We start from the raw sequence: 18,653 nt of genomic DNA, 5'->3' as shown, positions 1-18,653 counted from the left end.
CCTGCATGGGAGACCATTAAAATTTAAGGAGGAAATCAAGATGATTTCAAAAGAAAAGAAAGCAGCAATCATGAAAGAGTATGCAAGATGTGAGGGAGATACTGGTTCACCAGAGGTACAGGTAGCTGTTCTTACTGCAAGAATCCAGGAGCTTACAGCACATTTACAGAACAACCACAAGGATCATCATTCCAGACGTGGTCTGCTGAAAATGGTAGGTCAGAGACGTGGACTGTTAGCTTACTTAAAGAAAACAGACATCGAAAGATACCGTGTACTGATTGAGAAATTAGGATTAAGAAAATAATTAGTATGCGGAAGGGGGCGGATATCCATCCGCCCCCATTTTAAGATGCAAAAGCCATAACAGAGGCACTATTGTCCAGGCTGTGCTACAGCTGTGGGCGAGGATTTCCGAGACTTCTGAAAAGGACATTTGAGGACTGGTGTAAAGTGTTTGGAAACTGGATGTAATATTCAAGTGCTTTTTTCAGTCGTTTCGGACTTCTGTTCTGGCGAAACCAAAAGAGTGCTGCAGATCTGGTGTATGCCATCTGGAAAGCAGCCTCCAGAAACAAGATTTCATATTAAAAAGGAGAAAAAACATGTACAAAAGTTATTCCATGGAATTAGCTGGAAGAACACTTACCGTAGATATCGGACGTGTTGCGAAACAGGCAAACGGCGCAGCACTTATGCATTATGGTGACACTACTGTACTTGCTACAGCAACTGCATCCAAAGAGCCAAGAGAGGGAATCGACTTTTTCCCGTTAAGTGTTGAATATGAAGAGAAAATGTACGCCGTAGGCAAGATCCCAGGCGGTTTCAATAAGAGAGAAGGAAAGGCAAGCGAGCATGCGATCCTTACTTCCCGTGTTATCGACAGACCGATGCGTCCTCTGTTCCCGAAGGATTACAGAAATGACGTGACATTGGTAGATATGGTTATGTCAGTTGACCCAGAGTGCAATCCGGAGATCCCGGCTATGCTTGGTTCTTCCCTTGCTACCTGCATTTCTGATATTCCGTTTGATGGCCCATGTGCAACCACACAGATCGGTCTGATTGATGGAGAGTTTATTGTGAATCCTACACTGGCTCAGAAGGATGTTTCCGACCTTCAGCTGACAGTCGCTTCCACAAGAGACAAAGTTATCATGATCGAGGCTGGTGCCAACGAGGTTCCAGAAGATCAGATGATCGAAGCTATCTACAAGGCACATGAAGTAAACCAGGAGATCATCAAATTCTTTGACCAGATCATTGCAGAGTGCGGCAAAGAGAAACACAGCTATGAATCCTGTGCAGTTCCGCAGGAGCTGTTTGATGCCATCAAGGAGATCGTTCCTCTGGAAGAGATGGAGGTCGCAGTATTCTCTGATGACAAGCAGACAAGAGAGAATAACATTGCCCAGATCACAGATAAGCTGAAAGAGGCTTTCGCAGACAAAGAAGAGTGGTTGGCAGTTCTTGGTGAGGCTGTTTACCAGTATCAGAAGAAGACTGTCCGTAAGATGATCCTGAAAGACCACAAGCGTCCAGATGGCCGTGCGATCACACAGATCCGTCCACTGGCAGCAGAGGTTGACATCATCCCGAGAGTACATGGCTCCGCTATGTTTACCCGTGGACAGACACAGATCTGTACCATCACTACTCTGGCACCTCTTGCAGAGGCTCAGAGAATCGATGGACTTGACGAGTTTGAGACAAGCAAGCGATATATGCACCACTACAACTTCCCGTCCTACTCTGTAGGTGAGACAAAGCCATCCAGAGGACCGGGACGTCGTGAGATCGGTCATGGAGCGCTTGCTGAGAGAGCTCTTGTACCGGTACTTCCAAGTGTAGAAGAGTTCCCATATGCAATCCGTACTGTATCCGAGACTTTTGAGTCCAACGGATCTACTTCCCAGGCTAGTATCTGTGCATCCACCATGTCCCTTGAGGCTGCTGGTGTACCGATCAAGAAACCGGTTGCAGGTATTTCCTGTGGTCTGGTTACAGGCGACACAGATGACGATTATATCGTTCTTACCGATATCCAGGGACTTGAGGACTTCTTCGGCGATATGGACTTCAAGGTTGCCGGAACCCATGACGGTATCACAGCAATCCAGATGGATATCAAGATCCACGGTCTTACAAGACAGATCGTAGAGGAAGCAATCAGACGTACCAAGGAAGCCAGAGAGTACATTCTGAATGAGGTTATTGAGAAATGTATCCCTGCACCACGTACAACTGTTGGAAAATATGCTCCGAAGATCATCCAGATTCAGATCGATCCTCAGAAGATCGGTGATGTAGTAGGTCAGAGAGGTAAGACCATCAATACCATTATTGAGCGTACAGGTGTTAAGATCGACATCACAGATGAAGGTGCTGTATCTATTTGCGGTGTAGATGACAAGAATATGCAGGAAGCAAAGCGTATGGTTGAGATCATCGCTTCTGATTTCGAGCAGGGACAGATTCTGACCGGACAGGTTGTAAGCATTAAGGAGTTCGGCGCATTCGTTGAATTCGCACCTGGCAAAGAGGGAATGGTTCACATTTCCAAGATTTGCAAGGAGAGAATCAACCGCGTAGAGGACGTTCTTACACTTGGTGATAAAGTAACCGTTATCTGTCTTGGAAAAGACAAGATGGGCAGAATGAGCTTCAGCATCAAGGATGTTCCAGCTGAGGCATAAATCTCCAGACTGCAGGGCAGATTCCAAGGCAGCCTGGCTTTGGATAGATAGAAAAGCAGTTTTAGAACGTGTTTTAAACACGCTCTAGTTTCATAAGAATTTCAGAGTGCCGGACAGAAATGCCCGGCATTCTTTGCATCTTATTGCGAAATAGTTGAATAGCAAGATAATGTATAAATATATTATTGCAATATGTGTGGGAAGAACATGAATTAAAACAGTGTTAAAATTGAGGATAAAAAACAATGAAAAGAATAGCAAAATTTCACAAAGTAAGTAAAGAACGTTTTGTAGCAGACTGGATGGATACATTTGAGGGTGTAACTGCTGAAGAAACAGAAGAAATATATGAAAGCATCCGCCTTCCAAGAAGAGCCACAGCGGGAAGCGCAGGGTATGATTTCTTTTCCCCGGCAGATTTTACCATACAGCCTGGCCAGACTCTTAAGATTCCTACCGGTATCCGCGTAGAAATGGATCAGGAGTGGGTATTGAAATGCTATCCCAGAAGTGGTCTTGGCTTCAAATTCCGTCTGCAGCTGAATAATACCGTTGGAATCATCGACAGCGACTATTTCTATTCTGACAATGAAGGACATATTTTTGCCAAGCTCACCAATGACACCAATGAGAATAAAGTAGTGGAATTAAAGGCAGATACCGGCTTTATGCAGGGAATTTTCGTAGAATATGGAATCACAGTGGATGATGACGTGACAGATGTAAGAAATGGTGGTTTTGGAAGCACCACGAAGTAAGCAGAAACCTTACTTGATAAATTGTATATTTAAAACGAACTTAAAAAAGTAAGGTAGTATATTGATTTCAGAATTTGCATATGCTATAATGCCAATAGGCAAAATGATGAAATGTATTCATAAGCAATGCAGCAAAAGCCCCGGAGTTCGCACCTCCGGGGCTTTTTGTCCGTTTTGGCAGGGTGGATTATGCCCTAGGCTGACTACCAGCTGCTATTTTCCGTCCAGCCATTTGCAAATATAGTAGGCAACTATACTTGCCGAGACAGAAAGCATAAATGATGAAATTGAATTCATAAGCACTGCACCCCCTTTCTGTACCTGTCTAGGGGTGGTAGCTTTTAAATTATATCATAACTTAGAATAAATTGAAATATAGTATAGTTTTGAGAATAGAAAAATTTTAGTTATTTCCGTTATTCTAACGGTTCGCCAGCTTCTTCAGCCTCGCGGGCGTTCTGAAGAACGGTATCAAATGCGATAGCAGCTTTATTGTATTCCTCGTCACTCTCGATGTTAGAAAGCATCGGCGCACCCTCGGGGGTACGGGCGAAAGCATACAGATAAACCTCACCGTCATGGTTCTGGCCCTCTTCATCAAGTGGAAGAAGAGCGATATACTCCTTGGCATCTACCGGGAAAATGGTAAGGATGGCACATTCTACCTCGGTATCATCCTCCATGGTAAGGGTGATGGTGCTGTGCTGGGAAGCGTCTGTGCTGCATCCGCCACATGTGGAGCAGTCAGAACCACCGCAGGATGAGCTGCTTCCACAGCTGCTACAGGAATTGTTCATATCGAAATCACTCATTGTAAGTACCTCACTTTAGTTAATTTTGTATTCTGAATAATAGTTTGATTGTACCAGAAAAATAAGGTTTTGTGAATAGGAAAATCTGTGTTATAATGGAGAAAGTGTTAGAATATAAGTTTTGTTCACTGAAAATAACAGGTAAATAATGTGAACAGCGATAAGATCATATACAGATTGGAGAAGAACATGAAGCTTGTATCATGGAATGTAAATGGAATCCGCGCATGTATCACCAAAGGCTTTGAAGAAAGCTTTGCGAAGTTAGATGCGGATATTTTCTGTCTGCAGGAGACGAAATGCCAGGAGAACCAGGTGAAGCTGGAGCTGCCAGGCTATTATCAGTATTGGAATTACGCCAATCGTAAGGGCTATTCCGGCACAGCTGTGTTTACAAAGAAAGAACCGATATCCGTATCTTATGGACTTGGAATAGAAGAACATGACAAAGAAGGCCGTGTGATCACTGCTGAGATGGATGATTTTTACCTGGTTACCGTATATACACCCAATTCCCAGTCAGAGCTTCGCAGACTGGAATACCGTATGGAATGGGAAAAGGATTTCCTGGCTTATCTTCTGAAATTACAGGAGAAGAAGCCTGTGATCTGCTGTGGGGATATGAATGTGGCCCATCAGGAAATCGACCTTAAGAATCCTAAGACCAATCGCATGAATGCAGGCTTTACGGATGAGGAGCGTGCTTGCTTTACCAAGGTGCTGGAGGCAGGATTTATTGATACGTTCCGTTATTTTTACCCGGATCTTGAGGGTGCCTATTCCTGGTGGTCCTACCGGTTTAAGGCAAGAGAGAAGAATGCAGGATGGAGAATTGATTATTTCCTTACGTCCCCATCTTTGAAAGAGAAGCTGGAGGATGCGAAAATTCATAGTGATATCATGGGCTCGGACCATTGCCCGGTAGAATTGGATCTGAAATTGTAACCGGCTCTGAACAGTTACCTGAAATTTTAGATTCTGCAGCTGCAGGGAAAGAAAGTGCTATGATGACATTCAGATAAAGACAGGAGGGCATAAACGTGGCAATACCGGGAAATAAGAGCGTGACCGTGCTGCCTGGCTATCCCCTTTTACTTGGGGCGAACCAGATGGCAGACGGATATAATTTTGCAGTGGAAGTACAGGAAGACGCAGAGGTTTTTCTGCTTCTTTACAGGAAAAAGGGAAAGGAGCCGTTTTACGAGCTTCTCCTGGATGAAAAATACCGGACAGGACGGATTTTCTCTGTCTTTTTGAAGAGATTAAATGTGACCAACCTGGAATATAATTTCCGGATCAACGGGGAAACCTACCTGGATCCCTGCGCCAGCAGAATCAGTGGCAGAGAGAGTTTCGGGGCTTCCTGGGATACCGATCCCCATAAAGTGCGTTGTGGTTTCTGGTCCGGGGAAAATTATGATTGGGAAGATGAAAAAGCACCGGAAACCAGTTTCGGAGATATGCTTCTTTACAAGCTTCATGTGCGCGGCTATACCAGACAGATGAAATTACCGGCTGGCATGCGTGGAACCTTCCAGGGCCTGACCAGGATGCTTCCTTATTGGAAAGAGCTTGGAATCAATACTGTGGAGCTTATGCCGGCATATGAATTTATGGAAGTCAGCCGACCAAAGGAGCCGGATGGCATGGTGTCCCAGAAGGGCAAAAAAGACGAGATAAACTACTGGGGCTACGGAAATGGATATTATTTTGCCCCAAAGAGTTCTTATTGCGCCACCAGAGATCCGCACAGGGAGTTCTGCGATATGGTCAAGGCGTTCCATAGAGCAGGGATTGGCTGTATTATGGAAATGTATTTCCCGGCAGAGGTGAACCCGTTGATGGCGCTTCGTGCGCTGCAATTCTGGAAGCAGAACTATCATGTGGATGGATTCCATGTGGTAGGCGCCGGAGCTCCTCTTGACCTGATTCTGAAGGATGGCCTGCTGGCTGGGACGAAGATCCTGGCAGAAGGAATGGATACGGCAGCTTTGTATAAGGATCATAAGCAGGGAAAACGCAATTTTGCAGAGTACAATCTGGGCTTTTTGCAGGATATGCGCAGATTCTTAAAAAGTGACGAAGATATGGTGCCAGCGGTGCAGTACCGTCTCCGTCATAACCCAGATGACCATGGCGTGATCAATTATATTACCTGCCAGGACGGATTCACCCTGAACGATCTTGTTTCCTATAATTATAAGCATAATGAGGCAAACGGGGAGGGGAATAACGATGGCTGCAGCTATAATTATTCCTGGAACTGTGGCATAGAAGGACCAAGCCGGAAGCAGTGGATCCGTCAGATGCGGGAACGGCAGATGCGGGCAGCTTTTGCCATGATGCTGTTTTCCCAGGGAGTGCCCATGATCTACGGCGGTGATGAGATCGGAAATTCCCAGGAGGGCAATAACAATGCTTACTGTCAGGACAATCCCATTGGATGGACCGACTGGCGTGGGCTTAAGAAAAATGCCAGCCTTTTCACCTTTGTGAAAAAAGCGATCGCACTTAGAAAGAAACATCCGGTGTTGCACATGAATGAGAGCGTGAAAGAGTCGGATCATCTGGGAAAAGGCTTTCCGGATCTGTCTTTCCACGGGGAACGGGCTTGGTTCTGTAATACAGAAAATACCAGCCGTATGATCGGTATGATGCTGTGTGGGGAATATGAACAAAAACCAGATGAAAAAGAAGACGATTTCCTTTATATTGGCTTTAATTTCCATTGGGAAATCCGTGGCATGGCACTTCCTACTCTTCCAGGGGAAATGGAGTGGAAGAAAGTGATGGATACCGGTGATCTTACCTGTGATGGATTTTATGGCGAGGAAGGCCTTGTTTATGAAAGAACTGTGGAAGTGGGACCGCGTACTGTGGTGGTGCTCCAGGGCGTGAAGAGGCCAATGCCTAAGAAGCATAATAAGGGGAAGACAATACCCGGACAGGAAAATACTGGGGGAGAAAGTTTGGAAAAGAAGAATGTGGCCGGGCTGGAAAAAAATGAATCTGGTGAAAAAAGAGCATCAGAGGCGGCAGAAGCGGAACTGATAGAAGCAGAACTGGAAAAAACAGAGCCAGTAGAAACAGAACTGGTGGAAATAGAATCGGCAAAAACAGAGTATAAAGAAAAGGAGGCAGACTGATGATGCATCCATGGCTTCACTTTAAGACCATTACCAAACACAAGCTTATGGTCATGAGATACTGCTTCCGGATCGGACTTTATAAGCAGGGACTGCTCCATGACCTTTCCAAATATTCCCCTTCCGAATTCCTGGTGGGGTGTAAATATTATCAGGGAAACAGAAGTCCGAATAATGCAGAGCGTGAGGATATCGGGGTATCTACTGCCTGGCTGCATCATAAGGGCCGCAATAAGCATCATTATGAACACTGGGTGGATTATGCCATCAATGATCCGGAGCATGTGATCATGGGGGCGAAAATGCCTCGCAAGTATGTGGCAGAGATGGTAATGGACCGGATCAGTGCTTCCCGGACGTATCTGGGGGACGCTTATGACCATCACCAACCCCTGGAATATTTCCTGAAAAGCAAGCCCAAGCTGTGGTTTGTCCATCCCCAGACCAAGAAGGAGCTGGAAGGACTGCTGCGTATCCTGAATGACAAGGGAGAAGAGAAGGCTTTGTGGTATATTAAGAATGTTTACCTGAAAAAGGGAAAATAGTGGAACAAAATAAGTACCATAAAAATAAGAGTGCAAAATGAGTAGTAAAAAAATAAGTAGTATAAAATAGGGAGTACAAAAATAAGTAGCATAAAAAAATAGGAACATAAAAATAAGTGATACAAAAAATAGAATAAGACTTGCGCTTTCATACTCTTCTGTGGTAAAGTATTAAATATGCTATTGCCTGTAAGAAACGGCCACAGGCAGTGAAGGCAATAATGTTATTGCAACAGAGGAGGAGAGAAAATTGAGTGGTACAACTGTAATAATTCTGATTGCTTTTGTGTTCTATCTCGCCATGATGATCGTCATTGGCGCGGTTTACATGAAAAAGACCTCCAGCTCAGAGGATTACTTCCTTGGAGGAAGAGGACTGAACGGATGGGTGGCAGCACTTTCCGCACAGGCTTCTGATATGAGCGGATGGCTTCTGATGGGACTCCCCGGAGCTATTTATTCCTTTGGATCCGGACAGATCTGGATCGCTGTGGGATTGTTTATCGGTACAGTTCTGAACTGGGTCTGTATTTCCGGAAGACTCCGTAAATATACCATAGTAGCCAATAATTCCATGACGATCCCGGCATTCTTTGAGAACCGTTACCGTGATAAGAAAAAGATCCTGCTTCTGATTTCATCTGTAGTGATCGTAATCTTTTTCCTGGTTTACACCGCGTCTGCACTGGCAGCGGGCGGTAAGCTGTTTAATACGGTATTTGGACTTGACTATCATGTGGCTCTGGCTATCGGAGCAGCTGTTATTCTCTGCTACACCTTTATGGGTGGATTTATGGCAGTCTGTGTAACCGACTTCGTACAGGGAACGTTGATGCTGGTAGGACTTCTTGTAGTGCCGCTGGTAGCATATTTCCTGCTTCCGGGCAATTTAAGCGACCTGATCACACAGAGTGGTGTTACAGGCGGGGCAAGTGCTTATCTGAATCCATTTATGAATGGAGACAGACCGTATACCTTTGTGGAAATCTTTTCCCAGCTGGCATGGGGCTTTGGATATTGTGGAATGCCTCACGTGCTGGTAAGATTCATGGCAGTAAAAAATGAGAAGGAACTGAAGAAATCCTGGGCAATCGCAATCGTGTGGGATCTTCTTTCCCTGACAGCTGCATTTGCCATTGCCGTGATTGGAAGAGCATATCTGCTTCCTACCATTCTGGGAGAGAACGGAGCTGCTTCTTCTGAGAGCGTATTTATCGAAATGATCCGTAAAGTATTTACTTCAGAACTGGCTCTGCCATTTATCGGCGGACTGTTCCTTTGCGGAATCCTGGCAGCGATTATGTCCACGGCAGATTCCCAGCTTCTGGTTACAGCTTCCGCAGTATCTGAGGACCTGTATCACAGCTTTATCAAGAAGGATGCAGATTCCAAGGAAATCCTGAAAGTAAGCCGTATCACCGTTATTGTGATCGCTGTGATCGCATTTATTATCGCATGGAATCCGGACAGCAGTATTATGGGACTGGTTTCCAATGCATGGGCAGGACTTGGCTCTGCATTTGGTCCTATTGTGGTAATGTCCCTGTTCTGGAGAAGAACCAATCTGCCTGGTGCTATTGCCGGCATGGTGACTGGCGGACTTACCGTAATCATCTGGGACTACATCCCGTTAGTGGGCGGACAGACACTTGGAACCTATACAGGACTTTATTCTCTGGCAGTCGGCTTCCTGCTCAGCCTGGTGATGATCGTAATCGTCAGCCTTCTGACTAAGAAACCATCTAAAGAAATCACAGATGAGTTCGACAAAGTAGCTACGAAGTAAATCTTGTAAAAGTGAGCTCTACAAATATAAAAGTTTTATAAAAAAGGTAGTCCTTCTGTGGAAAGGGCTACCTTTTTTTCTGAAAATTTGTTATAATAATACCATCTTTAGCTGGGAATAGAAGACGCTTTCCCATAAGTGTCTGGCAGAATAGGACGTGAATCTGCAATTCCCGAAACAGAAAGGGGCAACACAAGATGAAGAAATATGATTATTTGATCGTAGGAGCCGGGCTTTTTGGAGCTGTATTTGCCCATGAGGCCACCAAGAAGGGCAAGACCTGCCTGGTAATCGATAAGCGTGACCACATCGGCGGTAACATTTACACAGAGGAAATAGAAGGCATCCAGGTACACAAGTATGGTGCACATATTTTCCATACATCGAAGAAAGAAATCTGGGATTACGTGAACCAGTTTACAGAATTTAACCATTTCGTGAATTCACCCATCGCTGTGTACAAGGACGAACTGTATAACCTTCCATTTAATATGAATACCTTCCATCAGCTCTGGGGAGTTAAGACACCGGCACAGGCCAAGGCGAAGATTCAGGAGCAGATCAGCCGTATGCACATCACCCATCCGAAGAACCTGGAGGAGCAGGCTCTGGCGCTGGTGGGACAGGATGTATATGAGAAGCTGGTAGAGGGTTACACCAGGAAGCAGTGGGGAAGAGAGTGTAAGGATCTTCCGTCCTTTATCATTAAGAGACTTCCACTTCGTTATACCTATGATAATAACTATTTCAAGGATCCATATCAGGGTATCCCGAAGGGCGGTTACACCCGCATTATCAAGAAGCTTCTGGAGGGCGTACAGGTCTGCCTGAAGACGGATTTCTTTGCCAACAGAGAGGAGCTGACTTCTCAGGCAGATAAGATCCTGTTTACCGGTATGATCGACGAATTCTATGATTACTGCTACGGAGAGTTGGAATACCGTTCCCTGCGCTTCGAGACAGAGGTGCTGGATATGGGCAATTATCAGGGAAATGCGGTTGTGAACTATACAGATTATGAAGTGCCATATACCCGTATTATCGAGCATAAGCACTTTGAATTCGGCACTCAGCCGAAGACGGTTATCACAAGAGAATATCCGGCTGCATGGGAGAAGGGCAAAGAGCCTTATTACCCGATCAATGATCCGAAGAATGACGAGCTCTTCGACAAATATGAGCGCCGCGCATTAGAGGAGAAGAACGTTCTTTTTGGCGGACGTCTTGGCATGTACCGCTACATGGATATGGATAAAGTTATTGAGGAAGCTCTTAACATGGCTGAGACAGAGCTGACCTACGAAGAGGCATAAAGGAGAAAAAATATGGATACCCCAACGATTACACAATACTACAGAGAAGCGGACCCGGCCAAGCGTCTGGCGCTTTTGAACATGTCCATCGAGGCAGGAGAGGAGCCAGAACTGAACCAGATCCGTAAGGAGCTTTGGGACATCCGTTACCAGGATCCGTCAGAGCTGGGCGGGGATACCCGGGCAGACGGATTTATCGCACTTTGGATGCTGATGGAGTTTAACAGAGACAGCGGCAAGCGTTTCCTGGGTGTCCGTGGCGGCCGTAAGGAAATCCTGAAACAGCTGGATAAGATGAAATTCCAGGAAATCAGGGCCAAAGGCAAGGATTACGAGGATCTTCTTTACCGGGAGTGCTGCCATATGGTGAAGACCTATATGGAGCTTAGCGAGTCCGATAAGGCTTATAACAGTACCCTGTTTGGCATCCTGAAGATGAGCAGCGAGCAGGCGAAGGATAAGCTGAAAGCCGACATTTACCACACCGCAGTAGAGCTTCCACAGACACTGAAGCTGGAAGAAGAGCTTGGAATCGTCACCCGCGCCGCCCGGGAAATGTACGAATTGCATTTTCCAGGAGAGGGAAGCCTGGGTGCAGACCGTTAAAATGATACCTGATTTAAATTAGACGGTATCATAAAAATGCCAGGCTTAAAATAAGCCTGACATAAATTAGAATTTTATATTGTAGATTTCTTAATACCGCAGCAGTCTCCGGATCTGGAGCTGGCTGCGGTATTTATTATGCAGTTCCAGTTTCAGAGCCTTTTCACAGGCATCCAGGATCTCATCATAATAAGTAAACTGATAAATATTTCCTGCAATCTGCACGCAATTATACCTCTGCAAAGAAGTACTGATCTGCTCCATGGAAAACTGGAAATCAAGCTTCGCCTGCAGCATTCGCATTAAGGTAAAGGAAACAAACCCGATCACGAAATGGGCGTTGATCTTATCGGGCGTCCAGGTGAAAGTAGCAGTAGAGTCGTACTGGCTTTTGGAATCCCGGAAAATCCTCTCCATGTGGCGAAGTCCGCTGAAAAGGCGGTAAGGAGTAAGATTATCCGCCTCCAGGTTATTCGTAGCGATAGCGGTATATCCGTCCAGCTTCAACCCGGTACGTCGTCCGGAAGACTCCCTGGCAAGGCGCTGCTGTCTGGCCTGAAGCTCATGATAGTAAACGAATTGTTTTTCCCTTTCTTCAAAAATCCTCTCTTTATAAAGAAGTGGGATGGTCTGATATTTTTCGTTCAAAACCTTCATTTCCTGATACCCATCCTTCAGAACCCAATCCTTGAATTCTGCATTGGAAGTGTGTACAGGCAGACCATAAATATATCCATCTGCTGGAATCCCATTACAAATGAAAGGTTCCTCCTCCGGACGTGCAGGCGCAGTATTGTAAAAATGAGTCTTAGGATTATCCCTCTTTAGTCGCTTCACAGCATTGAAAACAGATTGGTTCAACATAATACCACTGGTAGACAAGTCATACGCAATGGGGATTCCGTTCCTGTCCGTGAGAAGATCCAGGTGAAGGGTGGAATCTGTACGTCTGGCATTAGGCTGTGAATCAGAAGGCATGCTTCCTGGAATGGAAAAATTATAGTCTGTGTGGTCCAAAAAGGTAGAAGCGGCATCTCTGGAAAGGATGCTGCTGGAATGCTCATAAATCCACTTCTGCAGATCTTTTTGAAATCTTACCATAATATTCAAAGCAGAATCCAGGTCTTCTTCTGAGATGCTACCTGGCTCTTCGAAATAGAGCCCTTTTTCAATCGCTTCATTCCAGGTACAGCTTGGGTAAAGAATACGGGAAATAACAATATATCGAAAAATCTCTTCTATATTATAGGTAAGAGAAAGATTCCAGGTCTTGGTACGCCAGAAAATATCCAGCTGCAGTTCCTTGTAAAGATACTTCAGAACACCATAACCCACATTTTTTAGAGAGTGCTCTCCTGGTGAGAGAGTAGCAGTAAGGTCAACATATACCACAGAGTTCTTCTTATCTTCACGCTCCTGGTTCATATCCGAGACCACCTTCTCAAAATGGCTGATAGGATCCGGATAATCTTTCTTCAAATCTTCCAGATACCCCAGCCCCATAATAGTCTTCTGACGGGTGGCTTTCTTCTCTTTGTCATAGTAGGATTCGGTGATGGCAAGGTAAGTTCCCTTTGCCTTAGGAGTCTTTTTCAGAAACATAGGGTGTCCTCCTGTATGGTTTTATCATTTGAAAATGAAGATGCTGCTTATTCTTTGTTTGTCAATTGCATAAGCACATTGGTTTTCTGGCACTCATTATACCACGAGAAAAACCGTACATCAAGATACACCATGAGAAAATACGAAAAACAGAGCGAATATAGTTTAGAAAATAGGAACTGAAATTGTGCAAAACGCTGAAAATTGGATGGAGAGAAATGAAGTAAAAATGTGGTTTTTTGTATGGTGAAAGGAGAAAAAATGAGAAAATGTGTGCTTTTTTCAATAAAAAATCGAAAAAATAGCAAGTACACTAAAATACACACTATAAAAACACGAAAATAAGGGACGGTTAGTGCCCGATTCCTTAGTAAAACAGCAGAAAACAGGGATTTTTTTAAGCAACCTCAAATATTGCCCCTTTAAAAACTGTGTGATATGATGATGAAAACGGGTTTTTGGGCACTTCTGCCTGTAAAGCCACACTCAAAGCTTAATGAAAAAGGAAAACTCGATCATTAAAAAGGAGGACGTAACCATGAAAAAGAAATCGAGGCTGAAATCATTTTTTGCCATACTTCTGGCGATATCTATGGTATTCCAGCAGTCCAGTCTGACTGTTCTGGCAACCGACGATACCTACGCTGAGGACGTGACTGCAACACCAACCCCGTCTGAAAGCGAAGCAGAAGAATATACAGAGGAGGAAGCAGAACCGGAAGCCGAAGAGCCGGTTGCTGAGGAACCAGAAGAACCTCAGGAAGAACCGGAAACTCCTGCAGAAGAGCCTGCCCAGGAGCCGACAGAAGCTCCAGCTGAGCAGCCTACAGAAGCTCCAGCTGAGCAGCCTACAGAAGCACCTGCAGCAGAGCCGACAGAGGCACCAGCAACAGAAGTAACCGAAGCTCCCGCAGCACCGGAAGTAACCGATACACCGGCTGCAGAGGCAACTGCAACTCCTGTTCCGGAAGTAAGCGCAGTGCCAAGCGAGACACCGACACCTACTCCCACAGAAGCACCGAAGACTTCTTTCAGATACGAAGACAGTCGTGTAGTGATCACAGCAATTGCTCCGGAAGATGCAAACCTTCCACAGAATGCAGAAATCAAAGCTGACTACATTGCACCTGGCACCGACCGTTACAATGCAGCTGTAGCCGCATTCAACAGCCAGCTGAGCAGCCAGTTAGGACTGAACGCTAAAAACACTACAGCAGAGTATGTACTCTATGATGTATATTTCCTGACCGCCGACGGAAAACGGATTGAGCCAGAAAGCGGAAACGTAAAAGTAGATATGAGCTTCAAACAGATTCAGGAAAGCACTGTTGATGGTGACGTCGTAAATAAAGACGTTGTCCATCTCGACAACGAAGGTCAGGCAGAAGTCGTAACCGAGTACATAAACACAAACGCAGACGGCGAGATCACTTCTATGGGATTTACTCAGGATAGTTTTTCGATTGTGGGTGGTGTGACGACTTATGGGGCTCCATCAACAGGAGAAGAAAATAATTCGGGTAAAGAAGCTAAGTTGACAGATTTGGTGAAAGCTGGAGGTCTTACAGTATCAGCAACATCAAGTGTTGAAAACGTGAATCGAAAAGGTACATTAGAGTTTGCTTTCTCATATGTAATTGATGATGATAAGCTGGATACTGCAAAAAATAATCCTACATGGGTTTACGATATAAGCAGCCTCTTAAGCTCTGCTGAAGGTGGAGTGTTTAGTTCTATTGTTGAGGATAGTGTAGGCATAATTTATGACGGAAACACAAATGCAGGAACTTATAAAGTTAAGAATGGAAAAGTATATTTATACATAGATTCAAGCTATATACAAAATCACACCTCTGATGTCAAAGGAACATTTTTGCTTAATTGCAGTTTCGATTCTTCTGTAATTAAGACTGATTCAGAAAAAGAAATAGAATTTCCGGGTATAACCGATAAAACAGTTGTCAAATTTGAAGAAGTAAAAACAGAAACTTCTAAGAAGGTACAAGGACAACAAGCTGATGATGGAAGAGTTGTATGGTCTGCTGATGGAAAACTTAATTATGAAATAACATTTAAAGCAAATGCCGATCTTGACAAGCTTGTACTTACAGATACTTTAGGAGCAGGACAAGAAATTGTTGGCGGCAAGATTAAAATTAATGATAATATTGAGGTGCCAGTAACTGTAAAAAATGGAGTCTTTACAGTAGATGTGAAAGCAGCTTTAGGAAAAGAAATAAAAGCTGGAGATTATTATAAAGTTACTTATCAGACTACAGTAGAGAACACTGGTTGGAACAGTGAGATTACCAATAAAGCTTCTTGGAACTGGGAGGGCACAAAAAATACTCCAGAAGATGAAACAAAAATTACTGTAAAAAGAGATGTGACTCAAAAAACAGTAACGAAATCTGAAACAACCAAAGAGGATGGGACAAAAGATACTGTATTTACGTATACAATTACAGTTGGCGATGGTGTAACAGATTTAAATGGTTACAGACTTATAGATAAAATGTCAAAAAATCAGAAATATGTAGAAGGGTCATTTAGTGTGACACCTGAATTACCTGGTTTGACACCCATACCGCCAACTGATTTTTCAAGTGATGATAATCAGCAGCATACTTTTTTGAATTATACGTTTAGTAAATCAACAACAAGTAAATATACGATTACGTATAAAACAACAACGGAGGGAACAGATCTATCGGGTTGGCATAATGTAAAAAATGATATTGAAACATTGCCACCAGGAGAAAATGATGGAAATAAAGACTCAACATATGAATCAGTTGATTATGGAAGTAAATCTAAGGCAGAAATAGAGAAAAAGTTTGAAAAGTTTGATCCCACAAACGATGGAAGCTATGTCTGGTGGACTATTACAGTAAAAGTTCCAACAGGAACAACGTTAAATAATGTCAGAGTACAAGAAAACGATATGGGCTATAGTGATAAAGATGGGGGGCCTAAAAGTACAGATGGATATGCTATTGATGCATCAAAAGTAACAGTTGTAAAAGAAAAGGATGGTTCTTCAGTAGAAGCTTATACTTATGATGCAAGTAGCCGTAGCTTTATATTTGGAAGTTTATCTGATAATATTATTATAAAAATACCATTTATTTATGAGGCAGGGTTTGCTACAATTACTGGTGCTGGAAAATGGTTTTATAATAAAGGTACTCTTTATGTAGATAATTGGACTTACATTGGAGAGGATAGCGCTAAAGCTAGATATTTATCTACATACGATGTCACGAAATCACATGGAAATTATAACAAAAAAACACGTGAGGTAACTTGGTCTGTCGTTATCAATGACCTGGCTAAAACATATACACCTGATAAAAATGTTACATTCAAAGATACGATTCCAGATGGAATGTCCTACAAGGAAGGTAGCTTTAACGTTAAAGTCAATGATGGAGCAGAAACTGCAATAGTACCTACGGTGGAGAATAACACTATTAGTGCAAGGTTAGGTGGATTAAGCGGAAACAAATATATAGTTACCTATACAACTGTAGTTGATTCTAAATTTTTAAATGATTCTCATACATATACAAACTGTGTAAAAGTATATGATGAGGGAGAGAAAGAACTGACTGGCACTGAAGATTCTATCACCATTAATCATACTTATATTGCAAAGAGTTCAGATGGCATAAAAGCGAATGATAAATTAGACTATACAATTACGGTAAATGAGGAAGGGTTAAAGCTATCTGATGAGGCTACACTTACACTTATAGATGAATTACCAGAAGGCGTCGAGCTTATGCCTAATGGAATTGAAGGAAAAACAATATTTGCAGCAGATGGAGAAAACCAGCCTGTAAATATATCTTATGAACTTGTAGGGAGAAAATTAACAATTACTATTCCTGATGAAAAGCATGTTGTAATAAAATACAGAGTAAGAGTATCTGAACTTGGAGATCAGGAACTAATAAATAGAGTTACCTTGTCAGGAAAAGTAACTAAGTCAACGGAAGATAAGAAGAATGTTACTGTTAATTCTCATGGTGCAACTATCAGTGGCAGTAACGATGAATTTATGTTTGAAAAATCAAACAGTGATCTTTCTGAAAAACTTTCAGGAGCTACATTTAAAGTTTATAGTGTGACATATGATAAAGACACTAAGAAAATTACTGGCGATCCGACTTTGCATTGTGAAGTGATAACTGATCAGAATGGACAGGCAAAAGTAACTGATATAAAGGCTGGAGTTATTTACTATTGGGTAGAGACAAATCCGCCAGCAGGATATGAAATATCTGATCCATCAAAACATTATTTTATACGTTATGATGATACAACCATTTCAAAAAATACAGCAACCGCGTTAGTAAGTGAAATAGTTGCAGCAAATGAAGATATTTCAGAGATAATGATCACGAAAGGCGGCATTACCAAAACAGTCACAGACCGTAAGGTAAATTTAACTATTAGTAAAATAGTAACAGGAGGAGATGCTTCAGAGTATGCTGAATCCTTTAAAATAAAGGTTACAAATACAGAGAGAATTAATCTTGAGAATGCGATTGTTTCAAATGTAGTTGAAAATAGTGTTTCTATAAGTGGTAGTACAATAGAATTTTCTATTGCTGGCAATAGTACAGTATCTATTAAAGATTTACCAGCAGGAACTTATACGGTAGAGGAAATGAATGGTGCAAATGTGGTATATCAAACATCGTATAAGTTAGATGGCAAGGATGTTGCTAATGCTAAATTTAAGTTAGCGTCAGCTAGTGATGGACATTCTGTGGAAATTACAAATACTTATCCAGAAAAAGGAATTCTGATTCTTATTAAAAAAGGCGTCGGTGAAATGGCGCTTGCAGGAGCAGAATTCGAACTGTATAAAACAGGAAATCCGGAAACCCTGATTGGAACCTATACAACCGGAGAGGATGGAAAGATCACAGTTGACGGCGTAGAACCGGGAAGCTATTATTTCAAAGAAACAAAAGCGCCGGCAGGTTATGTAACTCCAAGCGGAGATGCAGCAAAGACAGGGGTTAAGGAAGTTGCAGCAGGCCAGACAGAAGTAAAGACTTATACTTTCGAAATGAGCAATACGGAAGAAAGTAAAGGAAAACTGGAACTGCTGAAGACAGGAGCAGAAGGAGCAGCCCTTGAGGGAGCAAAATTCGACCTGTATAAGGTTGGAAATCCGGATGAAAAGCGTGGCTCTTATGTGACTGGCAAGGATGGAAAGATAACAGTTGATGACGTAGAACCGGGAAGCTATTACTTTGTAGAAACAGAAGCCCCGGCAGGCTATGTAACCCCGGCTGGAACAGCTGCCAAGACAGAGACAGTAGTTGTAGAAGCAGGCCAGGCATCCGTTGTATTGTATACGATCAATGTA

Annotated in this window: 12 protein-coding genes; 10 read left to right on the top strand and 2 right to left on the bottom strand. The window is 43.2% G+C overall.

Translation table 11 applies throughout. The annotated features are described in order from the left end of the window. The first annotated feature begins 40 nt into the window (after window positions 1-40). From rpsO to ACTQWB_RS12610, 3 genes are all read left to right on the top strand, one after another. On the top strand, window positions 41-307 hold the full coding sequence (gene rpsO / locus ACTQWB_RS12620; protein ID WP_441502014.1) for a 30S ribosomal protein S15: 267 nt from the start codon (window positions 41-43) through the stop codon (window positions 305-307). A gap of 298 nt (window positions 308-605) precedes the next feature. Further along, entirely contained in the window at window positions 606-2,699 is a 2,094-nt protein-coding gene (locus ACTQWB_RS12615; protein WP_441502015.1) for a polyribonucleotide nucleotidyltransferase, read from the top strand. Between the two features lie 245 nt (window positions 2,700-2,944). Next, window positions 2,945-3,457, top strand: a complete 513-nt coding sequence (locus tag ACTQWB_RS12610) for a deoxyuridine 5'-triphosphate nucleotidohydrolase (protein ID WP_441502016.1) — start codon at window positions 2,945-2,947, stop codon at window positions 3,455-3,457. A gap of 416 nt (window positions 3,458-3,873) precedes the next feature. On the opposite strand, the gene ACTQWB_RS12605 is transcribed toward ACTQWB_RS12610, so the two are convergent. Further along, entirely contained in the window at window positions 3,874-4,269 is a 396-nt protein-coding gene (locus ACTQWB_RS12605; protein WP_441502017.1) for a DUF1292 domain-containing protein, read from the bottom strand. A 189-nt stretch (window positions 4,270-4,458) separates the two neighbouring features. Here ACTQWB_RS12605 and ACTQWB_RS12600 point away from each other — a divergent pair, with 189 nt between their 5' ends. From ACTQWB_RS12600 to ACTQWB_RS12575, 6 genes are all read left to right on the top strand, one after another. Further along, window positions 4,459-5,214: an exodeoxyribonuclease III gene (locus ACTQWB_RS12600; RefSeq protein WP_441502018.1), complete on the top strand. Its 756-nt coding sequence runs from the start codon at window positions 4,459-4,461 to the stop codon at window positions 5,212-5,214. A gap of 95 nt (window positions 5,215-5,309) precedes the next feature. Then, complete coding sequence (locus ACTQWB_RS12595) at window positions 5,310-7,415, top strand: Type II secretory pathway, pullulanase PulA and related glycosidase (protein ID WP_441502019.1); 2,106 nt, start codon at window positions 5,310-5,312, stop codon at window positions 7,413-7,415. Window positions 7,416-7,417: 2 nt separating this feature from the next. Then, window positions 7,418-7,960 carry a DUF5662 family protein gene (locus ACTQWB_RS12590; RefSeq protein WP_441502030.1) on the top strand — a complete coding sequence of 181 codons (543 nt, stop codon included), beginning with the start codon at window positions 7,418-7,420 and terminating at the stop codon, window positions 7,958-7,960. 250 nt (window positions 7,961-8,210) lie between these two features. After that, window positions 8,211-9,746, top strand: coding sequence for a sodium/proline symporter PutP (gene putP / locus ACTQWB_RS12585; protein ID WP_441502020.1), 1,536 nt, complete (start codon window positions 8,211-8,213; stop codon window positions 9,744-9,746). A gap of 197 nt (window positions 9,747-9,943) precedes the next feature. After that, the gene (gene glf / locus ACTQWB_RS12580) at window positions 9,944-11,059 is read left to right on the top strand and encodes a UDP-galactopyranose mutase (RefSeq protein WP_441502021.1); all 1,116 of its coding nucleotides are present in this window, start codon (window positions 9,944-9,946) and stop codon (window positions 11,057-11,059) included. Window positions 11,060-11,071: 12 nt separating this feature from the next. Then, window positions 11,072-11,665, top strand: a complete 594-nt coding sequence (locus tag ACTQWB_RS12575) for a DUF6553 family protein (RefSeq protein WP_441502022.1) — start codon at window positions 11,072-11,074, stop codon at window positions 11,663-11,665. A gap of 90 nt (window positions 11,666-11,755) precedes the next feature. On the opposite strand, the gene ACTQWB_RS12570 is transcribed toward ACTQWB_RS12575, so the two are convergent. Further along, window positions 11,756-13,267 carry a hypothetical protein gene (locus tag ACTQWB_RS12570; protein ID WP_441502023.1) on the bottom strand — a complete coding sequence of 504 codons (1,512 nt, stop codon included), beginning with the start codon at window positions 13,265-13,267 and terminating at the stop codon, window positions 11,756-11,758. 538 nt (window positions 13,268-13,805) lie between these two features. Between ACTQWB_RS12570 and ACTQWB_RS12565 the strand changes: the two genes are divergently transcribed. Beyond that, on the top strand, window positions 13,806-18,653 hold a 4,848-nt coding region (locus tag ACTQWB_RS12565; RefSeq protein ID WP_441502024.1), incomplete at its 3' end, for a SpaA isopeptide-forming pilin-related protein.

It is taken from the genome of Blautia sp. HCP3S3_H10_2, assembly GCF_052122375.1.
Taxonomy (GTDB): domain Bacteria; phylum Bacillota; class Clostridia; order Lachnospirales; family Lachnospiraceae; genus Blautia_A.
The sequence above is the reverse complement of the archived record's forward strand: the minus strand, read 5'-3'. Positions and strand labels throughout refer to the sequence as shown.